The following is a 13316-nucleotide window of genomic DNA, read 5'->3' as shown; positions in this document are numbered from 1 at the left end:
ACGGGGACCGCCATGCCAAAGCGCGACGATATCAAATCCATCATGATCATCGGGGCCGGCCCCATCATCATCGGGCAAGCCTGCGAATTCGACTATTCCGGCGCGCAAGCCTGCAAGGCGCTGCGCGAGGAAGGCTATCGCGTCATCCTCGTCAACTCGAACCCCGCGACGATCATGACCGATCCGGGGCTGGCGGATGCCACCTATATCGAGCCGATCACACCCGAAATCGTTGCCAAGATCATCGAAAAAGAGCGCCCCGACGCCCTTTTGCCCACGATGGGCGGGCAGACGGGCCTCAACACCGCGCTGGCGGTCGCGGATATGGGCGTGCTCGAGAAATTCGGGGTCGAGCTGATCGGCGCCAACCGCGAGGCCATCGAGATGGCCGAGGACCGCAAGCTTTTCCGCGAGGCGATGGACCGGCTGGGCATCGAAAACCCCAAGGCGACCATCGCCAACACCATGCAGGAATGCATGGATGCCATTGACTACGTTGGTTTGCCCGCGATCATCCGCCCCGCCTATACCCTTGGCGGCACCGGCGGCGGCGTCGCCTACAACCGCGACGACTACGAGCATTATTGCAAGACCGGGCTCGATGCCTCGCCCGTCGGCCAGATCCTGATCGACGAGTCGCTGCTGGGCTGGAAAGAGTTCGAGATGGAGGTCGTGCGCGACCGCGCCGACAATGCGATTATCGTCTGCGCCATCGAAAACGTCGATCCGATGGGCGTGCATACCGGCGACAGCATCACCGTGGCTCCTGCCCTGACCCTGACCGACAAGGAATATCAGGTGATGCGCAATCACAGCATCGCTGTTCTGCGCGAGATCGGTGTCGAGACGGGCGGCTCGAACGTGCAGTGGGCGATCAACCCGGTCGATGGCCGCATGGTGGTGATCGAGATGAACCCGCGCGTGTCGCGGTCCTCTGCGCTGGCGTCCAAGGCGACGGGCTTTCCCATTGCCAAGATCGCGGCCAAGCTGGCTGTGGGCTATACGCTCGATGAGCTGGACAATGACATCACCCAAGTGACGCCGGCCAGCTTCGAGCCGACGATCGACTATGTGGTCACCAAGATCCCGCGCTTTGCCTTCGAGAAATTCGCAGGCTCCGAGCCGCATCTGACCACGGCGATGAAATCAGTGGGCGAGGCGATGGCGATTGGCCGCACCATCCACGAAAGCCTGCAAAAGGCGCTGGCGTCGATGGAGACGGGCCTGACCGGCTTTGACGAAATCGAGATACCGGGATTGGCCGACCTTCGGTCGGACGGCGCGCCCGAAGTTCCCGCCATCACCCGCGCGCTGGCCAAGCAGACGCCGGATCGCATCCGCGTCATTGCGCAGGCCATGCGGCACGGGCTGAGCGACGACGACATCCACGCGGTCACGATGTTCGATCCCTGGTTCCTCGCGCGCATCCGCGAAATTATCGAGGCCGAAGAGGAGGTGCGCCGCACTGGCCTGCCCACCGGCGAGGCGGGCCTGCGCCACCTTAAGATGATGGGTTTCACCGATGCGCGCCTTGCCACGCTGACCGGCCAGTCCGAGGCCGAAGTGCGCGCCGCCCGGCGCGGCGCGGGCGTCACCGCCGTCTTCAAGCGGATCGACACCTGCGCGGCCGAATTCGAGGCGCAGACGCCCTACATGTATTCCACCTACGAGGCGCCCATGATGGGCGAGGTCGAATGCGAGGCGCGCCCGTCAGATGCCAAGAAGGTCGTCATCCTGGGCGGCGGCCCCAACCGGATCGGCCAAGGTATCGAGTTTGACTACTGCTGCTGCCACGCCTGCTATGCGCTGTCGGATGCCGGTTATGAGACCATCATGATCAACTGCAACCCCGAGACGGTCAGCACCGATTACGACACCTCCGACCGCCTCTATTTCGAGCCGCTGACCTTTGAGCATGTGATGGAAATCCTGTCGGTCGAGCAGCAGAACGGCACGCTGCACGGCGTGATCGTGCAGTTCGGCGGGCAGACGCCGCTCAAGCTGGCCAATGCGCTGGAGGCGGAAGGCATCCCGATCCTGGGCACCTCGCCCGACGCCATCGACCTTGCCGAGGATCGCGAGCGGTTTCAGGATCTGGTCAACCGCTTGGACCTGAAGCAGCCGCGTAACGGCATCGCCTCGACCGACGCGCAGGCGTTCGAGATCGCGGACAAGATCGGCTTTCCGCTGGTGATCCGCCCGTCCTACGTCCTGGGCGGTCGCGCGATGGAGATCGTGCGCGACATGCCCCATCTGGAGCGCTACATCGCCGAGGCGGTCGTCGTCTCAGGCAAGAGCCCCGTCCTTTTGGACAGTTACCTGTCGGGGGCGATCGAATGCGATGTCGACGCGCTCTGTGACGGCGAGAACGTCCATGTCGCGGGCATCATGCAGCATATCGAAGAGGCCGGCGTGCATTCCGGCGACAGCGCCTGCTCGATCCCGCCCTATACGCTGGGCGCCGAGACAATTCAGGAAATCGAGCGGCAGACCATCGCCCTTGCCCGCGCGCTCAAGGTGGTCGGCCTGATGAACGTGCAATTCGCCGTAAAGGATGGCGACATCTACCTGATCGAGGTCAATCCCCGCGCCAGCCGCACCGTGCCGTTCGTGGCCAAGGCGACCGACTCGGCCATCGCCTCAATCGCCGCGCGGCTGATGGCGGGCGAGCCGCTATCCAACTTCCCGCATCGCGGCCCCTACCCCAGCGGCGCCACTCCCGGCAGCCTGCCGATGGCCGATCAGATGACGCTGGCCGATTACGCGATGCCTTGGTTCTCGGTCAAGGAGGCGGTCATGCCCTTCGCGCGCTTCCCCGGTGTCGACACGATCCTCGGGCCGGAAATGCGCTCGACCGGCGAGGTCATGGGCTGGGATGTCAGCTTTGCCCGCGCCTTCCTCAAGGCGCAGATGGGCGCGGGCGTTGTGCTGCCGACAGAAGGCAATGTCTTCTTCTCTGTCAAGGAGGCTGACAAGACCGCGCAGATCACCGAGGCCGCGCGCATCATGACGGGCATGGGCTTCACCATCGTCGCCACGCGCGGCACCGCGGCCTTCCTCAAAGAGCAAGGCATCGCATGCAGCACGGTCAACAAGGTCTACGAGGGGCGCCCCAATATTGTCGACATGCTCAAGAACGGCGATATCGCCGTGGTGATGAACACGACCGAGGGTGCCCTCTCCGTCGAGGACAGCCGCGAGATCCGCTCGGTCGCGCTCTACGACAAGATCCCCTACTTCACGACCGCTGCGGCCTCTCTCGCGGCCGCTCAGGCAATGCTGGCGCGGTCCGAGGGCGATCTGACCGTCATGCCGCTGCAAGGTCCACAGGCAGCTTAACGGCAAAGGGTCTGTGCAGCGATGCGCCGCAAGATGGGGCAGACCCGATCACGGACTGTGACAAACGCGATATAGCGCGAAATACGAAATATTATTTCGCGCTATATCGCCGACTGCCTCCCCATTTTAGTTATTTATTTTCAATAAGTTACCGGCATGCGCGCGACCTATGCGCCGCCAGCGCGCCGGCTATGCGCCCCATGCATGTAATTTTATTGAATTCTACATTGCAAAGTCGCAGAAAATGAGTAGATGCGGGTCAGGGCAATGAAAGACGCCCTGGAGACGAACGCGCAAACTTGAAGGAGGCACCCATGACCCGGGATCAACTGAACCGTGAACTTCGCATGCATAGTGCCACCTGGCCTGCTGTGCTTATCGTCTATGGCCTGATCGTTGGGACCATGGTCCTCTCGGCGATGTCAATCACCTGACATCAGGCACGGGCCGGACAATACCGGCCCGGTCTCTTCGAAAAGTTACAGCAGATGCAGCGGCGGATGGGATACCCCCATGCGCCAATTACGACTTCTGACCGGGGGGAACGGAGCCTCTCGGTCTGCCATAAAGGCGATAGCACCATGACCAGAGAACAACTGAACCGTGAACTCCGGGCGCATAGCGCCACTTTCCCAGCCGTTTTGATCGTCTATGCCGTCATTCTCGGCACGATGGTCCTGACCGGTATGGCAATGCTCTGAGGATCAACATGACAAGTCAGCAATGTTAAAGCGGCGGATGGCCTTCCATCCGCCGCTTTTTTATGTCGGGCCCGAACATCAGGCTTTGGTTGTTGCGACCTTCTCGTCTTCGGGGTCGATCTTGTTCGACGCAGACTCCCCAAGGTTCTCCACCCCGCGCTCTTCGAGCAAATCGGTCAGCCAATCGGGGTCCATCTCGGGCACCGAGCTGAGCAGCAGGTCGGTATAGGGGTGATGCGGCGGCGTGAACATCTTGTCCTTCGGCCCCTGCTCGACCACCTGGCCGTTCTGCATGACGACCACCTCATCCGCGATCGAGCGCACAGTGGCCAGATCGTGCGTGATGAACATATAGGCCAGATTCAACTCGTCCTGTAGCCGGTCCAGCAGACGCAAGATCCCTTCGGCGACAAGCTGGTCCAGCGCCGATGTCACCTCGTCGCAGATGATGAAGCTTGGTTCGGCCGCCAGCGCCCGCGCAATGCCGATCCGCTGCTTCTGCCCGCCCGAAAGCTCGGGAGGATAGCGGTTGTAGTATTGCGATGGCTCCAGCTCGATCAGATCCAGCAGCTCATCCACGCGGTTCTTGAGCGCCGTGCCGGACAGACCAGAGTAGAATTTTGCCGGGCGCCCGATGATTTCGCTGATCTTGACCTTGGGATTCAGGGCCGTATCCGCCATCTGGTAGATCATCTGGCATTGGCGCAGCTGGTCCTTGCTGCGATCCCGATAACCGGCGGGAAATGCCTCACCCCTGAAGAGCACCTCGCCCTTTTCGGGCGGCAAGAGCCCGGTGATGACGCGCGCCGTCGTCGATTTGCCCGACCCCGACTCGCCCACAACGGCAACGGTCATGCCTTCGTAGATATCAAAGCTCACGTCATCGAGGATCTTGGGCCCCGATCCATAGGAGGCATCCACGTTCTTGACCGAGATGAGGCAATCGCGCCCCTCTCGGCTGCGCTGCGGGCTCTTGAAGCTGCGCACCGCCCAGAGGGATTTGGTGTAATCCTCCTTGGGGTTGCTCAGCATGTCCTTGGTCGAGGATTGCTCGACCTCTTCGCCCTTGAGCAGCACCTTGATCGTGTCGGCCATCTGCGCCACGACCGCGAGGTCGTGCGTGATATAGAGCGCCGCCGTGTCGTATTCGTCCACGATGTCGCGGATCGCGGCCAGGACCTCGATCTGCGTGGTCACATCGAGCGCGGTCGTCGGCTCGTCAAAGATGATGAGATCGGGCCGGCACGACATTGCCATCGCGGTCATCGCGCGCTGCAACTGGCCGCCCGATACCTGGTGTGGATACCGGAAACCGATCTCGCCGGGGTTGGGCAGACGCAGCTTCTCATACAGCTCCATCGCGTCTTCCTGCGCCTCGACCCGCTTCTTGAGGCGGTAGTGCAACGGTGCCTCGGTGTGCTGGTCGATGATCTTGTGCGCCGGGTTGAAGGACGCCGCCGCCGATTGGGCCACATAGGCGATGCGGGCGCCGCGCAATGCGCGCCGCTCGCCCTCGCTGGCCGTGGTCAGCTCCATCCCGTCGAACTCGATCGAGCTGTCCTCGGTGATGCGTGTGCCATCACGGGCATACCCCATGGCGGCCGCACCAATAGTGGATTTGCCCGCGCCCGACTCGCCGATGAGGCCCATGACCTCGCCGCGATGGAGGGTCAGATCGACACCCTTGATGATGTCGACCCAGCTTTCATCCGTATAGCCTTGGATCTTGAGATTACGGATCTTCAGCAGGACGTCTTTTTTCTTTTGGTCGTTCATAGTCATTGCTCCTTCAGGCCGGAGGACCGGTGCAGCATCCAGTCCACCACGAAGTTGACCCCGACGGTCAAGAGCGCGATGGCGGCGGCTGGGATAAGAGGTGTGATTTCACCGAACGAGATCAGCGTCGCATTCTCGCGCACCATCGACCCCCAGTCCGCCGTGGGCGGCTGGATGCCGAGGCCGAGGAACGACAGGCCCGCCACCAACAGGAACACAAAGCAGAATTCCAACCCGAATTCCGCGATCAAAGGTGCGGTGGAGTTCGGCAGGATCTCGCGGCGGATGAGGTAGAACATCCCCTCGCCGCGCAGCTTTGCGGCCTCGATATAGTCCATCACCACGACATCACCCGCAACCGCCCGCGTCAGACGGAAGACACGCGGCGCGTAGATGATGGCGACGGCGATGATGATGACCGGCATCGACGGGCCAAAGATCGACAGCATCAGCAGCGCAAAGATCAGCGACGGGATCGACATGATGACATCCGCGATGCGGCCCATCAGGTTATCGAACCAACCGCCCTTGGTGGCCGCCAAGAGGCCCAAGGTAGCCCCGAGTATGAAGGCCAGGATCGTTGCGGTCAGTGCAAGGCCGACCGAGTTGCGCGTGCCGTAGATCAGACGGCTGAACATGTCACGGCCCAGCTGATCGGCGCCCAGCAGCATGTTTTGATCCGCCGGAGCAAAGGCCGAACTGATGACCTCGGCCTCACCATAGGGCGCGATCCACGGCGCAAAGATGCCCGCGATCACATAGATGAAGATCACGAACATGCCGAACGCAGCAGTCAGCGGCGCTGTGCGGAGCTCCTTGCCCATGTCACGGCTGACCAGAAGGATCATGAACTCGCGGAACGTGAAGGACATCATGGCCGCCATGCCGATGACGATCGCGATGACCACGAACATCGCCAGCCAGGTGGCGCCCCCGACGATCCCGACGATGATCGACAAGAGCAGCAGTGAGAACAGCATCATGAAGGCCGCCCGCTGATTGTAGATCGTCGCGGCGCAGGATGCGATCAGCAGCACCGCATAATAGACGACCGCGAACACACTCGGCGACATGCCAAAGTAAATAAGGGTTTCAATAGCTTCCATAGTCTCTCTCCCTTACTTCGGATGCCGCAGGCGCGGGTTGGTGAGGATTGCGCCGACATCCGCCGCAAGGTTCAGCAGAATGAAGGTGGCGGCAAAGATCAGGCAGCATGCCTGCACCACCGGGAAGTCACGCTTGGACACCGCATCGACGAGGGCCTGACCGATGCCGGGATAGACAAAGACCACCTCGACCAGAACGACACCCGTGATGAGGTAGGCAAGGTTCAGCGCGACGACGTTGATGATGGGCGCCCATGCGTTGGGCAGCGCGTGCCGCACGATCACTTTCCAGGGCGGCGTGCCCTTGAGCTTGGCCATCTCGATGTAAGGCGACGCCAGAAGGTTGATGATCGCGGCGCGCGTCATGCGCATCATGTGCGCGGTGACGACCAGAACCAGCGTCAGAGCAGGCAGGAACGTCCGCTCCAGAAGATCCCAGAATGACATATTTTCATTGAGGCTGGCGATGGCGGGGAACATGCCCCAATTGACCGAGAAGTAGAGGATCAGGATGTAGCCGAGAAAGAATTCAGGGCTCGAGATCGAGGTCAGCGTCAGCACGTTGGCCACACGGTCAAAGATCGAGTTGCGCAGGAGCGCGACGATCACCCCGAGGATGATGGCAAACGGCACCGCGATGACGGCGGCATATGTCGCCAAGAACAGCGTGTTGCGGAAACGCTCGCCGATCACGCTCATCACCGTTTTCTGGGTAACGATGGAGCGTCCAAAATCAAGGAAGATCGCCCCCTTGAGCCATTCGAAATACCGGACCAATGCCGGCTCATTGAGGCCCATCTGCTCGCGCAGGTTCCTCACGTTTTCCTCGGTCGCCCCTTGGCCCAGAACCGCCTCGGCGATATCGCCCGGCAGCAGCTCGACCATGAAGAAGATGATGACTGAAATCACGAATAGTATGAGCAGCCCAAGACCGAGCCGTTTTGCAACGAGCCCAAGAATGTCTCCCATTTATCCCTCCTGCGGTTTTTATTTTTCTGGCACCGCTTGCACGGCGCTGGCTTCTTGAAAAGACCCCTGATCTTAGGCTGGTTCCTGCTTGTTTGGCAGGATGTGGCAACCAAGGGCCATTTATGTCTTGCGGCGCGATTGCCGCTTGCAAAGACGGCCCGGCGCACCCGCCGGGCCGTTCCCGTATGATCAGGTATCGAACCACCAACGGCTGGCGGCGCGATAGCCGTCCAGCTGCCAATTGGCGGAGTAATTGCCCGTAGTGGCCACATTCTTGCGCTTGCCATAGACGAAGTTCGGGAAATACGGGATGACCGTGCCGCCGTCGTCGCGTGCCAGAATAGCCATGTCGCGATACATCTCGCTGCGCAGCTCGTCATCCAGCTCGGACTTCGCCTTGGCCAGAAGCTCGTTAAACTCCTCGTTTTGCCAATGCGATTCGTTCCAGGCCGCATCGGCAGCATAGGCGAGGCTATACATGACGTCCGGCGTCGGGCGCGCGCCCCAGGCAACCATGCACCATGGCTTCTGGAGCCAGATATCGGACCAATATCCATCATTCGGCTCGCGCGAGACCTGAATATCAATGCCGGATGCCTTGGCGTGCTCGGAATAGAGAATAGCCGCATCGACCGCGCCCGTGGCGATGGAATCGGCAGAATGCAGCGTGACCGACAGGTTTTCGGCGCCGGCCTTCTTCAGCAGCGATTTTGCCTGATCGGGGTCATAGGGCGTCTGCTCTACCCCCTCGGGGTAATATGGCATCGCGGGCGAATGGTGAAAATCGTTGCCCATCGTCGCCGCGCCAAAGAGGATCTTTTCCATCATGTCTTCGCGGTCGATCGACAGTTTGAGCGCATTGCGGACGTTGACATCATCAAATGGCGCGACGTCGCAGAACATCGGCATCGTGATGGCCTGCGCGGAGGGCAGGTTGATCACATCGACTTCTGCATGACGCTCCAAGAGGGACATCGTCTTGTTCTCGAGCCAGCTGGTGGCATCTGCATCGCCGGTGACCAGCGCTGTCTGGCGCGCATTGGGGTCGTTGATGAAGACCACCTCGATCGCGTCGAAATAGGCACCCTCGCCGTGCCAGCCATCATGCCGCGTCAGCGACGCGTTGCGGCCCGGCTCCCACTTGTCGAGGCGGTAGGGTCCGCAGCCATCGCCGCTCTGCCAATCGGCATTGCCATCGTCCCCGCGCGGCAGAATCACCAGGTGATAATCCGTCATCAGCCAGGGAAGGTCGGCGTTGCCGGCGTTCAGCTTGAACGTCACGGTCTCTTCGTCCTCGGCGACGATCTCGTTCACCATCTCAAGCAGCGACTTGGCGACGGATGTGGTGTCTTCTCCCCGGTGGAAGTTCATCGAGGCGGCAACATCCTCGGCGGTCACCTTGCCACCGGAATGGAATGTCGCGTTGGGGTCGATCTTGAACGTCCACTCGGACGCATCGGGCGATGCGGACCACTCGGATGCGACGTCAGGCCCAAGGGTGCCATCAGTGTTGATCTGTGTCAGGAACGACCGGAATGTGTGCGCCAGAAGGATTTCGGCATTGGATTCGTAAAGGCCCGGATCGTGGCTGTCGCCGGAATTCCCGTCATGCTGCGCGATGCGGAAGGTGCCGCCGCGCTTGGGCTGGGCCCGCGCGGCGGTGCCCCAGAGGCCGGTTGCGGCGCTGGCGGTGACGCCCGCGGCCATCGAATAATTCATGAAGGAGCGACGTGATATGCGCCCTTCTCGCGCAGCACCCGCCAGGCGGTCGAGCATCTGCTGGTTCATTGGACTTTTCATATCTTCTCCCCGGATTTTTTATTGATTGGTTTGCGACCACTTGAAAATCTCAGGCGCTCAAACAGTGTCGGATTACAATCCGCGCGCCGTAAGTGCGAAAACGACGCATTGGCAGCAAAACACGAATGATCCTTTGCATCCACAACTTTATGCCAAGTTCATGATTTAGGCTGCTTTTCCCTGTGGTGGAAAAATTTTCAGGTCGCAAGCATCCATCAAGAGCCAAAACATGTGCTGGATGCGGCGGAATTTGAACGGAGGGGTTCGGCGCGCAACGCGCCGAACCCTTTATGTGTACGCACGTCATCGGCGCGTTTAGCTGGCGAACCACCAGCGGCTCGGACCGCGTGCACCGTCCAGTTCCCAGCTGGGGGCCAGGTTCTCACCGGTCTGAACATTGTCCCGCACGGCATAGACGAAGTTGTTGAAGAACGGGATGATCGTGCCCCCGTCGTCGCGTGCCAGATGCGCCATCTCGCGATACATCTCGCTTCGCAGCTCATCGTTCAACTCGGCCTTGGCCTTGCGCAGAAGCTCATTGAACTCCTCGTTCTCCCAGTGCGACTCGTTCCATGCGGCACCCGACTGATAGGCCAGCGAATACATCACATCGGGCGTGGGGCGCGCGCCCCAGCTGACGGCTGTAAACGGCTTTTTCAGCCAGACGTCCGAGTAGTAGCCATCGTTCGGCTCGCGCACGACGTTGACGGTGATGCCCGCCTCGCGCGCTTGCTCGGAGTAAAGGACGCACAAGTCCACCGCACCCGAGAAGACCGAGTCCGCCGTGCTGAGGCTGACTTCGATATCTTCGGCGCCTGCCTTTTTCAGCAGCGATTTCGCCTGATCTGGGTCATAAGTGCGCTGCTCGATCCCTTCGGGATAGTAGGGCATCGCGGGCGAGTGGTGGAAGTCGTTGCCCATCGTCGCCTCGCCAAAGGCGATCTTGTCGATGATCTCTTCACGGTTCATCGCCAGTTTCATGGCGTTGCGCACGTTCACATCGTCAAAGGGTGCCGTATCGCAGAACATCGGCATCGTGATCGCAGCAGCCGAAGGCACCGAGAGGATTTCGATCGACGGATCACGCTCGAGCAGGGATTTGGTCTTGAGATCGACCAAGGACACCGCATCAACGTCACCCGTGACGAGGGCCGTCTGCCGCGCGTTCGGGTCGTTGAGGACCAGCATGTGAAGCTCATCGAAATAGGCGCCTTCGAGGTGCCAGCCGTCATGACGCGACAGACGGAACTGAACGCCCCATTCTTCGTCGTCGAGCTTGTAGGGGCCCGAACCATCGCCGGATTCCCAATCGATCGTGCCGTCGCCATTGCTGGGACAGATCGCAAAGTGATAGTCGGTCATCAGCCATGGCACATCCGCGTTGCCGCCGCTCAGTTCGACGACGACAGTGTGCTCGCCGTCGGCGCGAATGTCGGTGACCGACGAAAACAGCGACTTGGCCGCCGACGTCGAGTCTTCACCGCGGTGGAAGTTCAGCGAATCGACCACATCCTCGGCGGTTACCGATTTGCCGCTGTGGAAGCTGGCGTCCTGGTTGATCTCGAACGTCCAGACCGACGCGTCATCATTCGGCTCCCAGCCGGTAGCCAGGTCATTGCCCAGCGTGCCATCGGGATTGATCATCGTCAGATACGACCGATGCTGGTGCGCCAGATAGATCTGCTGGCGGCTGACATATGTGCCGGGGTCATGATTGTCCGACGAGTTGCCGTCATGGATGCCAAAGCGGAATGTGCCGCCCTTTTGCGGGGCTGCGTATGCCTTGGATGTCCACAGACCGGTCGCTGCCGAGGCGCTGACGCCTGCGGCCATCGAGTAATTCATGAACGAGCGGCGTGAGATGGTGCCTGTTTTCGCGGCATCGCCGAGGCGTGCCAACAGTTCGTTATTTTTTGTCTTGGTCATCAAGAGAACCTCCGTAGTTGTTGAAATCAGGCTGCCGGCAATCGGGCGGCGCAGGATGCGCACACCGGGACGTCGATCACTCGGCGGACAATCGCTGAGACGCACGAAGTAGCTTTGCGTCTGTGGTCAATTTGGCCCGCATGGGGATAGACTAATTGCGACATGTCGTGAATAGAGCATGTCTGGCGTCACATCGCCAGCCGAATTAGGCAAGAAACCCTTATTTTTATAGGTTGACCTTGGGCAGAGCCCCTCTAGGGCCCTTGTAATAAGTGCTTCGAGGCGAATTTGTGACGTAGCGTCAATTGGCCGTGAGCCCGCATTCATGTCGTAAACAGACACGGTTTTGCGGCCTGCGTGTTATTTGAGCACAACTTAGGCGCTTAATCCCGGCGCATGCGCAACTTTGCAAAGTAATCAAGCCGCTTCTTCAGCTCTCGCTCGAAGCCGCGTTCAACCGGCTGGTATAGCACCGGCCGCTTCATGCTTTCAGGGAAGTAGTTCTGCCCTGAAAACGCATCCTCTGCATCGTGGTCATAGGCGTAACCCGCGCCGAACCCCTGCTCTTTCATCAGCTTGGTCGGCGCGTTGAGGATATGTTTCGGTGGCGGCTCGGACCCGGTCTTTTTCGCCTCGCGCATCGCCGCCTTGAAGGCTGCGTAGCCTCCGTTCGACTTGGGCGCCAAGGCGAGGTAGATCACCGCCTGCCCCAGCGCCAGTTCGCCCTCGGGGCTGCCCAGCCGCTCGTATGTCTCCCACGCATCGAGGCAGACGCGGTGGGCATGCGTATCGGCCAGTCCGATGTCCTCGACGGCCATGCGGGTGATCCGCCTTGCCAGGTATCGCGGATCCTCGCCCCCGGTCAGCATCCGCGCCAGCCAGTAGATCGCGGCATCGGGATCGGACCCGCGCACCGACTTATGCAGCGCCGAGATCAGGTTGTAATGCTCATCACCGGACTTGTCGTATTTCGCGGCACGGCGCATCAGGCGGCTGGCAAGGCCCTCGGTGCCCAGCTTTCCCTCCACCTTCCACGCCATGATCTGCTCGATCAGGTTCAAGAGGGCGCGCCCATCCCCATCGGCCATCTCCAGCAGCGCCTCGCGCGCGGGGCCGTCGAGCGGCAGGGCGCGGTCCAGCTCGCGCTCGGCCCGTTGGGCGAGACGCTCAAGATCGCCAAGGTCGAGGCGCGTCAGGATCAAGACCTGTGACCGGCTGAGCAGGGCCGCGTTCAACTCGAAGCTGGGATTTTCGGTCGTCGCCCCCACGAGCAGGATCGTGCCATCCTCCATATAGGGCAGAAAACCGTCCTGCTGCGCCTTGTTGAAGCGGTGGATTTCGTCCACGAACAGCAGCGTGCCCTGCCCGTTCTGGCGGCGATGGCGCGCCTCCTGAAACACCTTCTTCAACTCGGCCACACCCGAGAATATCGCGCTGATCTGGATGAAATGCAGATCGGTGACATCGGCCAGAAGGCGCGCGATCGTTGTCTTGCCCACGCCGGGCGGCCCCCAGAAGACGAGGCTGCCGAGGCTGCCCGCCGCCAGCATCACGCCCAAGGGTGCCTCATTGCCCAGCACCTGCTCTTGTCCGATCACCTCGCCCAATGCCTTGGGGCGCAGCCGGTCGGCCAGTGGTCGGTGCCCTTGGGGTTGCGTTGCTGCCGGTGTCTCGCCACTATCGAAAAGATCCGCCATCG

The 13316-nt window shown here is 61.0% G+C and carries 7 protein-coding genes; 1 reads left to right on the top strand and 6 read right to left on the bottom strand.

Features of this window, described 5'->3' with window-relative positions; all coding sequences use genetic code 11:
* Positions 1–12: 12 nt before the first annotated feature.
* Positions 13–3339, top strand: coding sequence for a carbamoyl-phosphate synthase large subunit (carB, locus tag V8352_RS00310; RefSeq protein WP_336422255.1), 3327 nt, complete (start codon positions 13–15; stop codon positions 3337–3339).
* A gap of 779 nt (positions 3340–4118) precedes the next feature.
* Here the strand turns inward: carB and V8352_RS00305 are convergent.
* From V8352_RS00305 to V8352_RS00280, 6 genes are all read right to left on the bottom strand, one after another.
* Positions 4119–5816, bottom strand: coding sequence for an ABC transporter ATP-binding protein (locus tag V8352_RS00305; protein ID WP_336422254.1), 1698 nt, complete (start codon positions 5814–5816; stop codon positions 4119–4121).
* A 2-nt stretch (positions 5817–5818) separates the two neighbouring features.
* Positions 5819–6922 (bottom strand): ABC transporter permease, encoded by a 1104-nt coding sequence (locus V8352_RS00300; protein ID WP_336422253.1) that lies wholly within the window; start codon positions 6920–6922, stop codon positions 5819–5821.
* Positions 6923–6934: 12 nt separating this feature from the next.
* Positions 6935–7891 (bottom strand): ABC transporter permease, encoded by a 957-nt coding sequence (locus V8352_RS00295; RefSeq protein ID WP_336422252.1) that lies wholly within the window; start codon positions 7889–7891, stop codon positions 6935–6937.
* A gap of 189 nt (positions 7892–8080) precedes the next feature.
* Positions 8081–9679: an ABC transporter substrate-binding protein gene (locus V8352_RS00290; protein ID WP_336422251.1), complete on the bottom strand. Its 1599-nt coding sequence runs from the start codon at positions 9677–9679 to the stop codon at positions 8081–8083.
* A 327-nt stretch (positions 9680–10006) separates the two neighbouring features.
* Positions 10007–11617 carry an ABC transporter substrate-binding protein gene (locus tag V8352_RS00285; protein WP_336422250.1) on the bottom strand — a complete coding sequence of 537 codons (1611 nt, stop codon included), beginning with the start codon at positions 11615–11617 and terminating at the stop codon, positions 10007–10009.
* A 383-nt stretch (positions 11618–12000) separates the two neighbouring features.
* The gene (locus V8352_RS00280; protein WP_336422249.1) at positions 12001–13314 is read right to left on the bottom strand and encodes a replication-associated recombination protein A; all 1314 of its coding nucleotides are present in this window, start codon (positions 13312–13314) and stop codon (positions 12001–12003) included.
* Positions 13315–13316 lie beyond the last annotated feature (2 nt).

The organism is Roseovarius sp. D0-M9 (genome assembly GCF_037083805.1).
Classification (GTDB): Bacteria; Pseudomonadota; Alphaproteobacteria; order Rhodobacterales; family Rhodobacteraceae; genus Roseovarius.
Note: the sequence above shows the minus strand (reverse complement) of the source record. Positions and strands in the feature narration are given on the sequence as shown.